Origin of the sequence: Micromonospora sp. NPDC023633 (assembly GCF_040640035.1) — a bacterium.
GTDB lineage: Bacteria > Actinomycetota > Actinomycetes > Mycobacteriales > Micromonosporaceae > Micromonospora.
In genome coordinates, this window is the sequence record NZ_JBFABB010000132.1 from 1 (window position 1) to 18,154 (window position 18,154).

General features: G+C 73.1%; 13 protein-coding genes. 5 read left to right on the plus strand and 8 right to left on the minus strand.

From position 1 onward, the window contains the following. The 7 genes from AB0G13_RS29050 to AB0G13_RS29080 form a co-directional block, all read right to left on the minus strand. The coding region (locus tag AB0G13_RS29050) for a lyase family protein (protein ID WP_357880947.1) at positions 1-1,410 on the minus strand (1,410 nt) is incomplete at its 3' end. Between the two features lie 63 nt (positions 1,411-1,473). Beyond that, entirely contained in the window at positions 1,474-2,427 is a 954-nt protein-coding gene (locus tag AB0G13_RS29055) for an amidohydrolase family protein (protein WP_357880950.1), read from the minus strand. Continuing rightward, a complete protein-coding gene (locus AB0G13_RS29060) occupies positions 2,424-3,383 on the minus strand; it encodes a creatininase family protein (RefSeq protein WP_357880953.1) in 960 nt (319 codons plus the stop codon). Before AB0G13_RS29060 ends, AB0G13_RS29055 begins: the two co-directional genes overlap by 4 nt. Further along, positions 3,371-5,161: an iron ABC transporter permease gene (locus tag AB0G13_RS29065; protein WP_357880956.1), complete on the minus strand. Its 1,791-nt coding sequence runs from the start codon at positions 5,159-5,161 to the stop codon at positions 3,371-3,373. The genes AB0G13_RS29060 and AB0G13_RS29065 overlap by 13 nt, the downstream gene beginning before the upstream one ends. Then, the gene (locus AB0G13_RS29070) at positions 5,158-6,231 is read right to left on the minus strand and encodes an ABC transporter ATP-binding protein (protein ID WP_357880959.1); all 1,074 of its coding nucleotides are present in this window, start codon (positions 6,229-6,231) and stop codon (positions 5,158-5,160) included. The genes AB0G13_RS29065 and AB0G13_RS29070 overlap by 4 nt, the downstream gene beginning before the upstream one ends. Positions 6,232-6,323: 92 nt before the next feature. Further along, complete coding sequence (locus AB0G13_RS29075) at positions 6,324-7,373, minus strand: extracellular solute-binding protein (RefSeq protein ID WP_357880962.1); 1,050 nt, start codon at positions 7,371-7,373, stop codon at positions 6,324-6,326. A 50-nt stretch (positions 7,374-7,423) separates the two neighbouring features. Then, a complete protein-coding gene (locus AB0G13_RS29080) occupies positions 7,424-8,587 on the minus strand; it encodes an ROK family protein (RefSeq protein ID WP_357880965.1) in 1,164 nt (387 codons plus the stop codon). A 416-nt stretch (positions 8,588-9,003) separates the two neighbouring features. Between AB0G13_RS29080 and AB0G13_RS29085 the strand changes: the two genes are divergently transcribed. Then, entirely contained in the window at positions 9,004-11,697 is a 2,694-nt protein-coding gene (locus AB0G13_RS29085; RefSeq protein WP_357880968.1) for a sugar-binding protein, read from the plus strand. 240 nt (positions 11,698-11,937) lie between these two features. On the opposite strand, the gene AB0G13_RS29090 is transcribed toward AB0G13_RS29085, so the two are convergent. After that, positions 11,938-12,699: a sulfite exporter TauE/SafE family protein gene (locus tag AB0G13_RS29090; RefSeq protein WP_357880971.1), complete on the minus strand. Its 762-nt coding sequence runs from the start codon at positions 12,697-12,699 to the stop codon at positions 11,938-11,940. A gap of 265 nt (positions 12,700-12,964) precedes the next feature. Here AB0G13_RS29090 and AB0G13_RS29095 point away from each other — a divergent pair, with 265 nt between their 5' ends. From AB0G13_RS29095 to AB0G13_RS29110, 4 genes are all read left to right on the plus strand, one after another. Then, the gene (locus AB0G13_RS29095; protein ID WP_357880974.1) at positions 12,965-13,336 is read left to right on the plus strand and encodes an SCP2 sterol-binding domain-containing protein; all 372 of its coding nucleotides are present in this window, start codon (positions 12,965-12,967) and stop codon (positions 13,334-13,336) included. Next, on the plus strand, positions 13,329-15,416 hold the full coding sequence (locus AB0G13_RS29100; RefSeq protein ID WP_357880977.1) for a glycogen debranching N-terminal domain-containing protein: 2,088 nt from the start codon (positions 13,329-13,331) through the stop codon (positions 15,414-15,416). Before AB0G13_RS29095 ends, AB0G13_RS29100 begins: the two co-directional genes overlap by 8 nt. 11 nt (positions 15,417-15,427) lie before the next feature. Continuing rightward, positions 15,428-16,030, plus strand: a complete 603-nt coding sequence (locus tag AB0G13_RS29105) for a cysteine hydrolase (RefSeq protein ID WP_357880980.1) — start codon at positions 15,428-15,430, stop codon at positions 16,028-16,030. Between the two features lie 162 nt (positions 16,031-16,192). Continuing rightward, the coding region (locus tag AB0G13_RS29110; protein ID WP_357880983.1) for an amino acid adenylation domain-containing protein at positions 16,193-18,154 on the plus strand (1,962 nt) is incomplete at its 3' end.

The following is an 18,154-nucleotide window of genomic DNA, read 5'->3' on the forward strand; positions in this document are numbered from 1 at the left end:
GGCGGCGAGTCGGGCGCGGACGGCGGCCAGCCGGCCGGCGACGCTGTCGAAGGTGCCGCGCAGCACCGCCACCTGGGCGCGCACCGCGTCCGCGCCGGGGCCGTCGACCTGGGCGCGGTCGAGCACCAGCTCCGGGCGTACGGCGGCGGCGATCAGGTCGGCGACGGCGGCGTCGTCGAGCCCGTCGGCGATCTGATCGGCCGCCGCCCGGACGGTCTGCGCGGTCCAGGTGCCCGGGGCCCCTCCCCGGACCAGCCGGCCGACCACCGAGTGGGCGGCCCGGAACGGCACCCCGTGCCGGGTCAGCGCGTCCGCGGCGGCGGTGGTGGTGGCGCCGGAGGCGACGATCTCCTCGGCCGACGGCGGCTCCAGCGGCTCGATCTCGGCGAGGAAGCCGCCGAGCAGCGCGAAGAACCGGTCGGTGCGGTCGTTGCTCTCCCAGAGCCGCACCTGCACGTCGGTGGTGGCGTTGTTGGAGTCCTCCCACCAGGCGGCGCCGACGTTGTTGAGCACCGAGGCGGCGTCGGCGGCGGTGGCGCCGGCCATCGAGACGAGGTGCTCCAGCACCACCGGGTTGCGCTTCTGCGGCATGATGCTGCTGCCCTGGGTGAAGTCCCCGGGCGTGGTCACCCAGCGCCAGCTCAGCCAGTCCATCAGGGTGCGGGCCAGCCGGGCGCCGGTCGCGAGGGCCTGGGCGTTGAGGGTGCCGACCCGGACGAGGTGGTCGGCGCCGGCCACCGCCTCGTACGAGTTGGTGACCAGGCCGTCGAAGCCGAGCAGCTCGGCCACCCGGGCGGGCGCGATGTCCAGGTCGGTGCCCGCGAACGCGCAGGAGCCCAGCGGCGAGGTGTTCAGGGCGTCGATCAGCTCGGAGTAGGCGACGGCCTCCCCGGCGAGGGCCTCGGCGTACCCGGCGAGCGCGTGCCCGATGGTGGTGGGCTGCGCCGGCCGGCGGTGGGTGTAGCCGGTGATCACCACGTCGGCGTACCGGTGCGCCGAGTCCAGGGCGGTCGCGCCGGTCGCGAGCACCCGGTCGAGGACCCCGAGCAGCTGGTCGCGCAGCAGCATCCGGAACACCCCGGCGTCTAGGTCGTTGCGGCTGCGGGCCATCTGCACGTCGAGCTCGGAGGTGGGGATGCCGCACGCCTGGGCCAGCCGCTTCTCCATCAGGTAGTAGGTGTCCTCGAAGGTGCCGTCGAACTCCGGCGCACCGGCGGTGTCGGCGCGCAGTTCGGCCAGCCCGCGCAGCAGCCGGGCGCCCCGCTCGGCGGGGACCAGCCCCTGCTCGGTCAGCATCACCACGTGGGCCTGGCTCGCCCGGACCATGGCCGGGAAGAGGTACCCGACGTGGTGGTCGTAGGTCGGCCGCAGGTGGTGCCGCTGGTAGGTGGTCAGCGCGGGTGTGCTCATGACGGTCTCTACTTCCTTCCATGCCGGGCGCGGCGTCGCGCGCCGCGCCCGGGCGTCAGCCGGTCAGGCGTCCAGGCCGAGCAGGCGCTCGGCGTTCCCGGCGAAGATCGCGCGTAGGTGCTCGTCGGGCAGCCCCAGCTCGCGGCAGATCCGCAGCTGGTCGTCGAGGTAGCGGGTGACGTACCCGCGCGGGAACCACGACGAGTCGCTGCCGAACACGATCCGGTGCGGGCCGATGGTCTCGTAGCAGCGCCGGAACAGCTCGTCCAGCGTCAGCTTGTACGGCATCCAGCGCACCCACTGGTTCGACCCCGAGGTGTCGACGTGGATGTTCGGGCAGCCCCAGGCGGCGAAGAGCAGGTCCTGCACGTGCTGGACGCCGAAGTGCGGCACCACCACGGCCAGCTCGGGGAAGCGGCGGGCCATCCGGGCCAGCTCGTCCGGGCCGCCGTACCGGCCGTGGGACAGGCCGCCGGCGCTGCCGTAGTGACCGATGTGGATCAGCACCGGCACGCCCAGGCGCTGGGCGGTGCCCCAGAGCGGGTCGAGGGCCTCGTCGTCGAGCGGGCCGCGCAGCAGCGGGGCGAAGAGCTTCAGCCCGCGCAGGCCGCGCTCGACCACCGCGCGTTCCAGCTCGGCGGCGGCATCCGCGCCGTACGGGTCGTGGTGGGCGAAGCCGAGCAGCAGGTCGGGGTGGCGGTCCACCACGTCGGCGACGGTGTCGTTGCCGCCGCCGGTGACGAAGACCGCCCGGCGGATGTCGACCGCGCGCAGTTCCTCGGCCCACCGGTCCGCCTCGTCCTGCCAGCGCGGGGCGGGCGGCTCCGGGTCCGGGAAGCCCCACGCCTGCCGCCACTGCCGTGCGTACGGGGCGGAGCCGGCGGCCCGGACGGCGCGTTCGTGCTCGCCGCCGGGGTGCATGTCGGCGGCGTGCTCGCAGGCCCGGATCGTCTCGTCGGCGCCGATGCGGAAGTGCAGGTGGAAGTCGACGACGTCCAGTCCACGCTCGACGGTCACGGCGCCTCCTCGGGCTCGGGCCCGCCGGCCGCCCGGACCGGCCCGTCGGTGGGCAGTGGGGCGTCGGTGGGCAGTGGGGCGTCGGTGGGCGGTGCGGGCGGCGGGCCGGCCACCCAGGCGGCGACGACCTCGCGCAGCCGGGTGGCGGCCAGTCGCCGGACCCGCCGACCGGCCGCCTCGTCGGCCAGCGAGATGTGCCCGGACCAGCCCTGCCACGGGTCCGGCCGGGACTCCACCAGCACGTACGGGTGGGTCACCGGCAGCTTCGGCCGCGGTGGCAGGTCGGCGACGGCGTCGAGGCGGACCGCGTCGGCAGCGAAGCCGAGCACCCCAGAGGTCTCGTACGCGCCGCCGTGCCCGCGCGCCGGCAGCGGCCCGTACAGCTCGGCGGTCTCGGCCGGGGTGACCAGCTGGAACCAGTTGACCAGCAGCAGGCTCGCCGTGCGCCGCCCGGAGACCCACTCCATGGCGGCCCGGACGGTCGACATGTTGGCGTCGTGTCCGTTGACGATCAGCAGCCGGGGGAACCCGGCGGCCACGATCCCCTCGATGACGTCGGCGAGGTAGCCGACCGCGATCTCGGGTCGGATCGCCACGGTGCCGGGCCACGGCCGGGTCTGGCCGGGGCAGGCGGCGTACGGCACGGCGGGGAAGAGCACCCCGCGCGGACCCACCGCCGTCGGGCGTCCGCCGGCCGGGGTGGTCGCGGTGCCGTCCGGGGTGCCGCCGCCGGACGGCACCGCGCCGTCGCCGGGGATCGCGCTCTCGGCGGCGAAGCCCTCGGCGAGGATCAGGTCGGTGCCGAGCGGCAGGTGCGGGCCGTGCCACTCGACGGCGCCGACCGGCAGCACCGCGAAGTCCGCCGCCTCGGCGACCGCCGCGAGCTCCCCGCCGGGGATCCGGGCGGCGGGGACCAGCCCGCCGCCCGTCGGCCAGGCCGCGCTCACGCCGTCCACCGGGCCGCCTCCCGACTGGAGCGCCGGCCGCCTTCGAGCCGGCCGGAGACCACCATCACCACGAAGATCAGGACCACCTGGAGCATGCCGTACGCGGCGGCGGTGCCGACCTCGAACGAGTACATCCGGTTGTTGATCTCCACGGAGATGGGCGCGGTCTCGGAGGTGTAGATGAGCACCGAGGCGACGAACTCGCCGACGCCGTGCACGAAGGCGAGCAGCGCGCCGGCCACCACGCCGGGCAGCATCAGCCGCAGGGTGACCGTGCCGAACGCCCGCCACCAGGACGCGCCCAGGTTGCGCGCGGCCTCCTCCAGCGACGGGTCGATCTGCGCCAGGGTGGCCGAGCTGGACCGGAACACCAGCGGCAGAAACCGCACGAAGTACGCCAACGGCATGATCCAGAAGGTCCCGATCAGCACCTGTCCGAAGCTGAACGCGTTGCCCGTGCTGAACGCGGAGATCAGGTTGATCGCCACCACCGTGCCGGGCAGTGCCCAGGCCAGCATGACCGCCACGTCCAGCAGGCCCCGGCCGCGGAAGTCCAGCCGCCGCACCGCGTACGCGATGAGCACGCCGACGACGACGCAGGCGACGGTCGCGATGAGGCTCATCTGCAGCGAGTTGAGGATCGGCTGGAACGCCGCCGGGTCGGAGAAGATCGTGACGAAGTTCTGCGTGGTGTACGCCGCCGGGATGACCTCGGTGGTCCAGGAGCCGTCCTGGGAGAACGCGACCAGGGCGATGGTCGCCACCGGCGCGAGCAGGACCGCGGTGGCCAGGACCGAGGCGGTCAGGGCGAGCCACTTGCCGAGCGGGTTGGTGATCTCGCGCCGGTGCGCGGCGACGCCCTTGGACTGGGAGCGGTAACTGCGCCGCCCCTCGTACCAGCGCATGCCGAGCAGGAACAGCACGGAGACCACGCCGAGCACCGAGGCGTACGTGGAGGCCATCGGCAGGTCGCCGTTGGTGCGGTTGATGTAGATCTGCATGGTCATCGTCTGGTCCACCCCGAACAGCAGCGGGGCGGTGTACGACGCCAGCGAGGTCATGAACACCAGCAGCGAGGCGGAGACCAGCGCCGGGGTGAGCATCGGCAGCAGCACCGTGCGCCACACCCGGACCCGGCCGGCGCCCAGGTTGTACGCCGCCTCCTCCACCGACGGGTCCATCCCCGACAGCGCGGCCGAGGCGGACAGGTAGAAGTACGGGTACATGGTGAAGGTGTGCACGACCAGCACCCCGGCGATGCCGCTGAAGGGCAGCACCGGGTTCTCGGCGCCGAGGAGCTGCTGGAGGCCGCGCGGCAGGATGCCGGTCTCGCTGTAGAGCAGCTGGAACGAGATCGCCCCGATCAGCGGCGGCAGCGCCGCCGGCACCAGGATGATCGCCTCGATCAGCTTGCGGCCGGGGAACGAGAAGCGCTTGAGCAGGAAGGCCATCGCCACGCCGACGACGCCGCAGAGCAGCACGCTGGCCGCGGAGATGATCAGCGAGGTGACCAGGGAGGACCGGGCGACCCCGCCGCCGGTGACGAAGCTGCCGTAGTTCTCCACCCCGTCCACGCCGACGCTCTCGGCGAAGGTGGCGAACATCGGCTGCACCACGTACCCGAAGAGGATCAGGGCGAGCGGGAAGACCAGGACGTACGGGAACCAGCGGGAGCCGGTGCCGCCGGCGAACCGGTCGGCGAGGCGGCGGCGCGGGCCGCGCGGCGGCGGCTCCTGGGTGATCGGGGCGACGGTGGCCGGGCTGGGGGTGGCGGGGATGGTGCTCACGGCCGCACCACCCACATGCGTTCCCGGTTCAGCCGCAGGCCGACCTGGTCGCCGGCGGCTATCCCGGCCGGCACGTCGATCGCGGCCACCTGCACCGGCTCGCCGGCCACGTCGACCACGAGGTTGGTGGCCATGCCGGTGAACTCCACCTCGGTGACCCGGCCGGGCAGCACGCCCGCCTCGGTGGCCGAGGTCAGCCCGAGGTGCTCGGGACGGACCGACACCAGCGCGGTGTCGCCCTGGCGCAGGCCGTGGCCCGTCGGGGCGGGCGCGGTGACCTCGCCGCCGGCGGGCAGCCCCACGGTGACGGTCTGCTCGGCGGCGGCGACCACCGGGAGGCTGAGCACGTTGCTGCGGCCGATGAAGCGGGCCACGAAGCTGGTCGCCGGGCGGTGGTAGATCTCCTGCGGGGCGCCGATCTGCTGCACCCGGCCGGACTGCATCACCGCGATGCGGTCCGACATGGCCATCGCCTCGGCCTGGTCGTGGGTGACGTAGATGGAGGTGGTGCCGGCCTCGCGCTGGATGCGGCGGATCTCGACCCGGGTCTCCTCGCGCAGCTTGGCGTCGAGGTTGGAAAGCGGTTCGTCGAGCAGCAGGGTGCGGGGCCGGATCACCAGCGCCCGGGCCAGGGCGACACGCTGCTGCTGGCCGCCGGAGAGCTCGTCGATGCGCCGGTCGCCGTAGCCGGCGAGGTGCACCTGGCCGAGCGCCTCCTCGACCCGCCGTCGCGACTCGGCCCGTCCGACCTTGCGGATCTTCAGGCCGTACGCGACGTTCTGCGCGACGCTCATGTGCGGGAAGAGCGCGTAGTTCTGGAACACCATGCCGGTGTCGCGCTTGTTCGGCGGCCGGCGGGTGACGTCCTCGGTGCCGAACCGGATCCGGCCGGAGGTGGGAAAGTAGAACCCCGCCACCATGCGCAGGGTGGTGGTCTTGCCGCAGCCACTCGGGCCGAGCAGCGTGAAGAACTCCCCGGCGGCGATGGTGATGTCGACGTCGTCCACGGCCGCGGTGTCGCCGCCGCGCGCGAAGCGCTTGCTCACCGACTCCAGCGTGACATCGATCATGAGGTCCTCTCCTTCGTGCGGTACCGGACCTGGTCGGTCGTGGGATGGGGGCGCGGGGGCGGGACGGGCCCGCCCCCGAGACGCCCGGGCGGTCAGCCCTTGTTCTTGATCTGGCCGTTCCAGTGGTTGATCCACTCGGTCTCGTTCTTGCCGATCACGTCCCAGTTGACGTCCAGCGGCTTGAGGTTGAGCTGGGCCAGCCACTCCGGCTTCTCGGCGATGTCCACGGCCGGGATCTGGTAGTAGTCCTTGGCCAGGTCGCCGCGGAGCTTGTCGTCGAAGAGGAACTCCATGAACTTCTGCGCGCCGGTGGTGTTGCCGCCCTTGACCGCGGCGATGCCGTCGACCAGCACCGGGGCGCCGGAGGCCGGCATCACGTAGCCGAACGGCATGTTCGACTGGTTGGCCTGCAACAGGATGTCCTGCAGGTTCCAGGCGCTGAGCACGCCCTGCTGGCGGGAGAGCTTCAGGTAGAGGTCGGTCGGGTTGGCCGCGTACGCGCCGGTGTTGGCGTCGAGCTTCTTCAGCCAGTCGTAGCCGGGCTGCGGGTTGCTGCCGTCCGGGGACTGCCGCATGATCATCGACGCGTAGATCGACCGCATCGTGCCGGACGCGGCCACGTCCCGGATGATGATCTTGTCCTTCCACTCCGGCTTCAGCAGGTCGTCCCAGTCCTTCGGGGCCTGCTCCGGGGTGAGCGCCTTGTTGTTGTACATGATGACCTCGGGGAGCAGGATCTCCCCGAACCAGCGGCCCTCGGCGTCCTTGTACTTCGGGTCCATCTTGCCGGCGAACGCCGGCTGCCAGGAGGTCAGCAGGTCCTCGCCGGCGCCGGCGGAGAGCCCCTGCTGGGTGCCGCCCCACCAGACGTCGGCCTGCGGGTTGGCCTTCTCGGCCCGGACCCGTTCCAGGATCTCCTGGGCGCCCAGGTTGAGGATCTCGACCTTGCCCTTGTACTCGGGGTACTTGGCGGTGAACTGGTCCACGACGTAGGTGGAGACCTTCTTGTCGCGGGCCGTGTAGATGGTCAGCTTCTCGGCGCTCGCGCCGCCGGCCGCGTCGTCGCCACCGCCGCCGCCACAGGCGGTGCCGGCGGCGAGCACGGTGGCGAGCGCACCGGCGAGGAGAAGTCGACGTCTCATGGGGTACCTCCGAGGGGTGTGGGGGGAACTGCGGTGTGCGTGGTGTGTGGTCAGGGAGTCGGCAGCAGGGTGGGCATTCCGGCGGCGGCCGCGGAGAGGGCGTAGCTGACCGCCCCGTGCAGCACCGCCCGGTCGCCGAGCACCGCCCGGCGCACCTCGGTGGTGCTCGGCGCGGCGGCGGCGACCAGTGCCTGGAGCCGGTCGACGGCGGCGTCGTCGAGGTGGGCGGCCGCGCCGCTGAGCAGCACCCGCCCGGGATCGACGACGCAGACGCAGGAGACGATCAGCCGCGACCAGGCCGCGAGCACCTCGTCGAGGTAGGCGGCGGCCCGTTCGTCGACGGCGGCCAGCGCCACCAGGTCGGCCACGGGCGAGTCCGGCCGCCGCCCGGGGGCCAGCGCCACCATCCGCTCGGCGATGGCGTTCTCCGACCAGCGGGCCTCGAACGGGCCGATCCCGTCGTGGCCGCGGTCGGTCGGGTCGAGCGGCAGGAAACCGACCTCGCCGGCGGCCCCGCCGGCGCCCCGGCGGACCTGCCCGTCGAGCACCAGGCCGGCGCCGATGCCGTCGGCCACGTGCAGCAGCAGCAGGTCGGCGACGTCGCTGCCCGCGCCGACGGCGTGTTCGCCGGCCGCCATCAGGTTCACGTCGTTGTCCACCACCACGGGCACCCCGAGCCGCCGCTGCACCGACTCCCCCACCGGCCGGCCCTCGACGAGGCCGACCGAGGGAGCCAGGCGGACGGCGCCGCCGGTGGAGACGCCGGGCGCGGCGATGGCCACCCCGCGCAGCGCCGGCAGCCCGTCGCCGGCGAGCTCGGGCACCGAGCGGCAGATGGTGTCGACGATGTCGCCGGCGAGCCGGACCGCGCGGTGGGCGATGACGGCGCCGTCGCTGTCGGCGATCTCGCAGCTGATCCGGGACGGCTCCAGGGAGACCGCCGCGACCAGTTCGGCCCGGGGGTTGAACTCCAGCATCGCCCGGGGCCGGCCGGTGCGGGAGGTCCCGGGGCCGCGCTCGATGAGGTACCCCTCGGCGATCAGCTCGCGCACGAGCGGGGTGAGCGTGGCGGGGCTCAGCCCGGTGAGCTCGGTCAGCTCGGCGCGGGAGAGCACCCGCACCTGGCGGGCGGTGGAGATCACGGACAACCGCTTGATCTCCTTCGACCGCTCCCGGCTCACCGGGCTCGTTGGTGGCGTCACCACGTCTGTCACACTTCCTTCCTACGGCGAACGAACTATCGAGTCAAGTAACGAAACCGTCTCGTTACCTTGCGGACCCCTTCGTGAGCAGCAGAAACGCCCTTCCTGTGAGCCCAGGCGGGGCCCAAGGACGGGCGAGCTCACCGCCGGCAACGCCTCGCCTGGCGGGGAGTTAGTTTCTTTCGCAAATGAAGAAAGACCTTGCAAAGCATTGACGGGCCGCCGCGCCGGTCCCTAGCGTCACCGGGCGAAGGCCTTCCAGTGTGTACGGATCTCCGTGCCGCTGCGCACCCCGGTGACGCCGGTGCTCCCTCGTGCCCGGCGCCCCTGCCCGTCCCCTCACCGTCCGACCGCGACCCCACGTCGACGCCCACGCGTCCGACGTCGCCGGCCGCTGCGCGGACCTCGCGTCACGCGAAAGGATCTGCATGCGTCTCAAGGCGTTCCTGCTACCCACGGCGCTCGCCCTGGCCCTGTCCGGGACACCGGCCGTGGCCCTCGCCGCCCCCACCGACGCCCGGCCGACCGACGCCGTCGACCTGGACGTCCTCTTCGTCAGCGCCCACCCCGACGACGAGGCCGGCAGCCTCGCCACCCTCGGCCAGTGGAAGGAGAAGCACGGGGCCAAGGCCGGCGTCGTCACCATCACCCGCGGCGAGGGCGGCGGCAACGCCGTCGGCCTGGAGGAGGGCCCGCCGCTGGGCATCATCCGGGAGCGCGAGGAGCGCACCGCGATCGGCCGTGCCGGGGTGGAGAACCTGTACAACCTCGACCGCGTCGACTTCTGGTACACCGCGTCCGCGCCCCTGTCCGAGCAGATCTGGGGACACGACGACACCCTGGCCCAGATCGTCCGGGTGATCCGGCAGACCCGGCCCGAGATCGTCATGACGATGAACCCGTCGCCCACGCCGGGCAACCACGGTAACCACCAGCAGGCCGCCCGGTTCGCCGCCGAGGCGTTCCACGCCGCCGCCGACCCCAAGGCCTTCCCCGAGCAGGTCACCAAGGAGGGGCTCGCCCCGTTCCGGGCGGCGAAGTTCCTGCGTACCGGCGGCACCGGCAGCTCGTCGACCGGGCCGGAGTGCGCCTCCAGCCTGGTGCCGACCGTCCCGACCGACCAGGTGTTCGGCGTCTGGGAGGGCGCCCGCAGCGCCGGCGGCAAGACCTGGGCCGAGGTCGAGGTCGACGCCCGCCGGGACTACCTCACCCAGGGCTGGGCCAACACCGCCGCCGCCCCCACCGACCCCGCGAAGATCCGCTGCGACTTCTACACCCTGGTCGACAGCCGCGTCCCGTACGACCCGGCGGACACCTCCCCCGAGGCGATCCTGCGCGGCTCGGTGCTGCCCCCGGCGGCCGGCGGGCTGCCCGGCGGCACCGAGCTCTACCTGACCGCCGACCGGTTCGACCTCGCCCCCGGGCAGAGCGTCGAGGTCACCGCGCACGTGCGGGCGCCGGGCAACCGGGCGCTAACCGCGCCCCGGGTCTCCCTGCGGCTGCCGCAGGGCTGGACCGCCGTCGGCTCCGGCGAGCTGCGCGGCGCCGTACCGGCCGGCAAGGAGCGGACCGTCACCTTCACCGTGACCGTCCCCGCCGGCGCCGACACCAACGCCCAGCACCTCGTCGGCGCGTCCCTGACCACCGGCCAGGGCGCCGGCCGCACGGACCGCGCGGTCCGGGTGGTCGCCGACGTGCGCGGCACCCTGGAGCCGCTGCCCGAGGTGGGGCTGTTCCGCACCTGGGCCGGCGACAGCGGCTACCCGCAGCTGGACACCCTGATCAAGCCGGTGCTGACCGTCGGCTCCGGCAAGAGCCGGTCGGTCCGGGTGGACCTGCGCAACCACGGCGAGACCGCCCAGAGCGGCACGGTCGCCCTCGGCCTGCCGGCCGGCTTCACCGCCGACGCGGCGACGAAGAGCTACGCCGACCTGGCTCCGGGCGCGACCGGGGCGGTCACCTTCACCGTCACCAGCGATGCCAGCCTGCCGACCGCCAACGAGGGCGGCGACGGCGGCGACTACGGGATCACCATCACCACCACCAGCGCCGCCGGCAGCACCGTGGAGACCGGTGCCCTGGAGATCGTGCCGACCAGCGAGGTGCCGCACGCCGGGCACGACCACGCCGTTGACGGGGTGGCCTCCCCCGGCGAGTACCCCGGCGAGGAGCTGGACCTGTCCCGCATCTGGGAGGGGCAGGCCACCACGCCGCAGGACGCCTCGGCCACCGGCCGGATCGCCTTCACCGAGGACGCGCTCGTCGTGTTCGTGCAGGTCACCGACGACGTGCTCGGCAAGAAGGTGGTGCCGCAGGACTGCAAGCGGCAGCGGCGCACCGACAGCGTGGAGATCATCGTCGACCCGAAGGGGAACTCGACTGACACCTCCACCGTGTTCAAGGCGGGCATCTTCCCGGTCACCGACGACCCCGCCAACGGCGACCCGCCGTGCTGGCAGCGCGACGCCGACAACCGGCAGGGTCCGGGCGCCACGACCGCCCCGGGGATGACCGTGGTCAGCAAGGTGACCGCGCCGTACACCGGCTACACGATCGAGGCGCGCATCCCGTTCGCGGTGCTGCCCGACGCGATCGACCCGGCCCGGATGGGCTTCAACGTGCTGGTCTACGACTCGGACACCCAGGACCTCAGCTCCCAGTCCCGGCTGGGCTGGTCCACCTTCACCGGCGTCCGGGCCGACCCGTACCGCTACGGCCTGGTCACCCTGCCCGGCCTCACCCCGGCCGCGCGGCAGCCCAGCGCCCCGGTGTTCCCGGACACCGCCGCCCGCAGCGTGCACAGCCCGCAGACCATCGCGCAGTCGGCCGTCGACGGGGTCGCGCCGGCCGCCGTCGCCCGGCTGCCCGAGGGGGCGCTCCGGCTCACCGGCCAGCGCCAGGTGGCCGGCGGGCTGGAGGTGACCCTCCGGGCCGACCGCACGGGCACGGCGTACCTGTACGCCTGGGACGGCGACCGGTCGCTCGGTGAACGGTCGATGCAGCTGAACTCCGGCCGCTCGGTGACGGTCGTGGTCCCGGTCACCGACGGCACGGCCACCGGCCTGCTGGCCGCGTTCGAGGCTGACGGCGCCGCGCTGGCCCGCCACGTTCCCGTGAACTGACGGTCGGAACGGCCCCGCCGTCGGGCGTGCGTCGCAGTCGACGTCGCCCGGTGGCGGGGCCCACCGGCCTCGGCGCCCGCCACCGCTGCCGACCGCCCGGTCCACGCCGGCGGATGCCACCGCTCCCCCACCGCGGCCTTCGCCGGCGGATGCCACTGCGGGTCTGTTTCCGGCGGCCGCCGCGCGCGCCCGGGCCCGCGTGGTGGTGCTCGACCCCGACGACCTGCCCGGTGGTGCGGTCTACAGGACGTTGCGCCACAGGAGGACCAGGCCGAAGACCGTCCCGAAGACGACGATCACCGCCCTGAGCAGCCCGCCGGGGAGCCTGCGCAGCAGCCGCGCCCCGGCGTAGCCGCCGACGACGGTCGCCGGCACCATGATCGCCACCCCCGCCCAGTTGACGAAACCGAAGATCACGTAGAGCACGACCGCCGTGAACGAGATGACGGCCGACAGCAGGTTCTTCAGGGCGATCGTCCTGGTGAGCGGCCCGTGCTGGAGGAGAGCCAGGCTGGCCACCAGGACGATGCCGAACCCGGCGCCGATGTAGCCGCCGTACACCCCGCCGAAGGCGACGAACGCGTGCAGCGCCGCCGGGTGCCCTCGCCGGTGCCGCAGCCCGGAGCGCCCCACCATCTCGTTCAGGCGGCTCTGCAGGCCGAGGACGGCGGAGGCGGAGAGCACCAGGAACGGCACGATCACGTCGAAGACGCGGCTCGGCGTCAGCAGCAGCAGCACCGACCCGACGACGCCGCCGAGCACGGCGGCGGGCAGAATCCGTTTGATGTCACCCCGGGCCGGCAGGTCCCGGTATCCCCCCGCGACGCTGGCCACGTTCCCGGGGAACACGGCGACCGTGCTGGTCAGCTTCGCGGTGAGCGGCGGTAGACCGGCACCGATCAGTGCCGAGAAAGCGATCAGGGAACCGCCGCCCGCCACCGCGTTGAAAGCGCCCGTGACGACACCGGCGGCGAGGAGCAGCACTGCCTGGATGGGATCCATCGAGTCCCAGGCTAGTGGCGCAGCCTGCCGGCCGGGCCAGGGTCGCCGGCGGGCCGACGACACCAGGGCCGGGACGGCGCCGGCGGCGTGCGGGTACGGCGCGACACGGGCCACGTGCGGATGTGCGACGCCGCCCCGGGGCGGGACCCCCGGCGGCCGGGACGCGACAGCAGTCGGTGGCGGGTGCAGGCCGGCGAGGTTCACCTCATCCGGGTGAGGCGGAAGCGGCGATTTGCGGGAATGGTGGCCCTGAAAGGGGGTCGCGATGGCGGATGCCACCCAGGATTTCTTCCGCGGTCTCGCCCGGCGGGGACACGACCCTCGCCTGACGGCGATCAACGAGGGCAGTATCCGCTTCGACATCGACTCGGACGACCGGGTCGACCACTGGCTCATCGCCATCGAGAAGGGTGACATCACGGTCACGGAGCAGGCGACGGGCGGTGACGCGGTGGTCCGGGCGAACCGGGCGGTGTTCGACCGGATCGCCAGCGGGGAGGCGTACTTCCTGACCACCGTTTTGCGCGGCGAAGCGGCCGTGGAGGGGAGCCCCCGGCTGTTCGCCACCGTTCGTCGGTTGTTCCCCCCGCCGCCCTCGTCCGGGACGACGCGCGCCCGAGGAGGTCACGATGGCTGAAAACCAGGTGGGCATCCTGGACGGGACGACCTTCATGGTCTGCGACCGCGCAGGCGACATCGTACCGTCACCCAACACGCCGCTCGGCCTGTTCGCCCACGACACCCGCCTGCTATCGAAGTGGGTGCTGACGGTCAACGGGGAACGGCTGAGCACCCTCGCCATCGACGACCTCCACTACTTCGAAAACCGGTTCTTCCAGGTCCCGGGGCGTCAGGACGTCTACGTCAACAGCACGGTGGGCGTGCGTCGGATGCACAGCCTGGACAGCGGCCTCCACGAGGACCTGACCGTCCTCAACTACGCCAGCGAACCGGTCGACGTGACCCTCAGGATCGAGGCGGACGCCGACTTCGCGGACATCTTCGAGATCAAGGACGCGGCGATGCGGAAGAAGGGTCGACACTACCGGCGGGTCGGCGACGGGCGCCTCGTCCTCGGTTACGAACGGGAGCGGTTCCGACGGGAGACGATCATCTCCGCGTCGGCGCCGGCCGCGTGGGACGACAACGGCATGTCGTTCGACGTCCACCTCGAACCCCACAGCCGATGGACCGTCAGACTCAGCGCCCTGCCGGACCTCCCGATGCCCAGAGGGCTGGAGCGCCTCGTGATCCCAGGGCGGGCAGCAGGCAAGGGCAGGGACAAGGAACGGGATCTCCTGGAATGGTTGGACCACGCGCCACGCCTGGAATCCGGCTGGCAGCCACTCAGCGTCGCGTACCGGCAGAGCCTGATCGACCTGGCCGCGTTGCGCTTCAGTCCCTTCCTCGCCGAGGACAAGAGGGTCCCCGCCGCCGGCTTGCCCTGGTTCATGGCCATGTTCGGTCGGGACAGCATCTTCACCAGTCTGCAGGCGTTGCCGTTCACACCCGAACTCGCCGCCACCACCCTCCGGGTGCTCGCGCTCCGGCAGGGCAGCCGCGTCGACGACTTCCGGGAGGAGGAGCCCGGTCGGATCCTGCACGAGATGCGGTACGGCGAGATGAGCATCTTCGAGGAGACCCCGCACACGCCCTACTTCGGCAGCGCGGACTCCACTCCCCTGTTCCTCGTGCTGCTCGACGAGTACGAGCGGTGGACCGGCGACGTCGACCTCGTGCGCTCGGTCGAGCACGAGGCCCGCGCGGCCATCGACTGGATCAACGACTACGCCGACCTGACCGGCAGCGGCTACATCTCCTACCAGCGACGCAACACCCGAAACGGCCTGGAGAACCAGTGCTGGAAGGACTCGCCCGACGCCATCTGCTACCGCGACGGCCGGCTGCCGGGCTTCCCCCGGGCCACCTGTGAGCTGCAGGGGTACGCGTACGACGCGAAGATGCGAACCGCCCGACTCGCCCGCACGATCTGGAACGACCCGCAGTACGCCGACCGGCTGGAGCGGGAGGCCGCCGACCTCAAGCAGCGCTTCAACCGCGACTTCTGGGTGGCGGACGGCGAGTACATGGCGCTCGCCCTCGACGGCGACGGCCGCCAGGTGGACGCCCTGTCCTCCAACATCGGCCACCTGCTGTGGAGCGGCATCGTCGAGAAGCCGAAGGCGGAAGCCCTGGTGCGGCACCTGATGTCGCCCGCCCTGTTCAGCGGCTGGGGTGTCCGCACGCTGGCCGATGGCCAGGCCCGCTACAACCCCATCGGCTACCACGTGGGCACCATCTGGCCGTTCGACAACTCCTTCATCGCCTGGGGGCTGCGGCGTTACGGGTACGCCGAAGAGGCGGCGCGGATCGCCGCCGGGATCCTGGACGCCGCCGTCTACTACGACGGCCGGCTGCCTGAGGCCTTCTCCGGATCCAACCGCGCCGACACCAGGTACCCGGTCAACTATCCCACCGCCTGCAGTCCTCAGGCGTGGTCCGCCGGAGCCACCCTGCTCCTGCTGAGGACGATGCTCGGGCTGCACCCGGTAGGCGAAGACCTCGTCGTCAGGCCCGCCCTTCCCGCTAACCTCGACTTCGTGGCGTTGCACGGCATCCCCGGCCGGTGGGGGCGGTTTGACGCCTACGGCAGGGGGCCGGATGCCGCGGGCAGGCAGCGCTACCAGCCGGCACCGCAACAACTCTCCGGCCCATGACGGGAGGGACGATGCGAGAACTCGATCCGCTGCGCACCGCCGTCATCGGCGTCCACTGGCAGCACGACATCGTCAGCCCCGACGGGGTGTTCGGCCCGTTCTTCGCCGAGCAGGTCGCCCGACACCGCGTCGCCTCGTACGCGGCGCAGGTCGCCACGGCGGTGCGCGCCAGTGGCGGCCTCGTCGTCTACACGCGGGTCGCCCACCGGCCCGGCTACCCGGACCTCATCTCCAACACGCCCAGCTTCGCCATGGTCCGGGAGCGGCAGGCCCTCCTCGAAGGCGCGCCGAAGGCCCGGATCATCGACGAACTCACGCCCGAGGCCGGCGACGTCGTCATCACCCACGTCCGGCTCACCGGCTTCTTCGGCAGCGAGCTCGACACGGTGCTGCGGGGCAGGGGCGTGGACACCGTCCTGTTCACCGGCGTGGCCACCAACCTCTCCGTCACCGGCACCGTGTTCGAGGCGGTCAACCACGGCTACCGACCGGTGGTCGTCTCCGACGCCTGCACCGCCGCGACCGACGAGACGCACCGGGCGAGCCTGGAGACGTTGGGTCAGCTCGGCGAGGTGGTGACCGCCGCCGAGGTCGTCGACCGCCTGTCGAGATGAGCCGGGGGCCGTCGACCCGACGCCCGGCGACGGCCCCGAACGGCCGCTCCGGGGCCCCGCTCGGCGGCAGGCCGGAGAGCCCCAACAACGGCCCGGGCGGCCCCTAGCCCGGCCCGTTTCCATTGACGGCGGCGCGCCCGCGCTGGCAGCATCCGGCGCATCATGATCAAGGAAAGCGGTTGGTCAGCGTCCCCCGTCCCGGCCCGGTCGCCCGTCGAGGTCGAGCCACGCCACGCGGACCTCGTCCATGAGGCGATCGCCCGGCATCCCGGCGACGCCCTGGCGCTGGGCACGGACGACGCCCTGGTCACCTACAGGGAGCTGCGCGCCCGGAGCAACCGGCTCGCCCGGCACCTGCGGGCCACCGGGGTACGCCGGGGCGACCTGGTCGCCGTCCTGCTGCCCCGTGGCGTCGACGGGGTCGTCAGCGTGCTGGCGGCGCTCACCGCCGGCGCGGCGTACCTGCCCATCGACGCCGGCTACCCCGCCGAGCGGGTCCGGCACATGCTCACCGACTCCCGCGCGCGGGTGCTCGTCACCGTACGGTCGCTGGTCCGGGCCGGCCTGGTGGCGCCCGGCACGCCGGTCGTCCTGCTCGACGACGACCAGGCGACGCTCGCCGCGTACCCCGACAGTCCGCCCGCCGTGTCGATCGGCCCGGGCGATCTCGCCTACGTGATCTACACCTCCGGCTCCACCGGCCTCCCGAAGGGGGTCATGGTGGAGCACGGCTCGCTGCGCGGGCTGGCCCGGTGGCGGGCCGACGCGGAGCGTCTCGGTCCCGACGACCGCTGCCTGCACCTGTTCTCCCCCGGCTTCGACGCGTCGGTGTGGGACATCTGGGCGCCGCTGGTGGCCGGCGCCAGCCTCTGGCTGCCCGACGACGAGACCCGGGTCGATCCCGACCGGCTGGTGGACTGGCTCGCCGCGCACGCGGTCACCTCGGCGACCATGCCCACCCCGCTCGCCGAGGCCGTGCTGGCCCGGCCGGCGCCGCCCGACTGGGCGCTGCGCATCCTGGGCGCGGGCGGCCAGCAGTTGCTGGCCCGCCCCCGCCCCGAACACACGTTCACCACCGTCAACCTGTACGGTCCCACCGAGGCCACGGTGCTGGCCATGAGCGGGGAGGTGGCGGTCGAGGGCGACGGCCCGCCCGCGCTCGGGCATCCGGCCGCGGGCGCCGCCATCCGGCTGCTCACCGACGACCTGCGTCCGGTGCCCGCCGGCAGCCTCGGCGAGGTGTTCATCGGCGGGCCGGGCGTGGCCCGGGGATACCACGACCGCCCCGCCCTGACCGCCGAACGCTTCCCGCCCGACCCGTACGGGCCGCCCGGCAGCCGCCTCTACCGCACCGGCGACCTGGCGCGTCAGCTTCCGGACGGCAGCTACCACTTCGCCGGCCGGGTCGACGACCAGGTGAAGCTGCACGGTCACCGGATCGAGCTGGGCGAGATCGAGAGCGTGCTGCTGCGTCATCCGGGCGTACGGGCCGCCGCGGTCCGTCTGCACCAGGGCACGGCCGGCCCCCGGCTCGTCGGATACGTCGTGCCCGAGGTCGGCCCGGACGACGCGACGCTGGCCGAGCACGCGGCCCGGTACCTGCCGGCGACCATGGTGCCCGCCGCGTGGGTCCGGCTCGCCGACCTGCCGCTCACCCCGCACGGCAAGCTGGACCGGGCCGCGCTGCCCGCACCGGCGGAGCAGGTCGGCGAGCCGCCCCGCGACGACCTGGAGCGGCAGGTGGCGCAGGTGTGGGCGGAGGTGCTCGGCCAGCCGCCGGGCCGGGACGACAACTTCTTCTCCCTGGGCGGGCACTCGCTGCGCGCCACGATGGTCGCCGTCCGGCTGCGCGACCGGTTCGCGCTGCCGCTCTCGGCGGCGATCGTGTTCGAGGCGCAGACCGTGGCCGCGATGGCCGACCGGCTACGGGCCGAGCTGGCGTCGCTGGCGGACCGGGAGGAGGGCGCCCGGAGCGAAGCCGACCTGGTCCCCGTCGCGCCGGGCGGCGACCCTTCGTCGCCGGGTCGGCTGTTGTCGTTCGCGCAGCAGCGCCTGTGGTTCCTCAACGCCCTGGACCCGAGGTCCACCGCCTACAACACCCAGACCGCCTGGCACATCGACGGC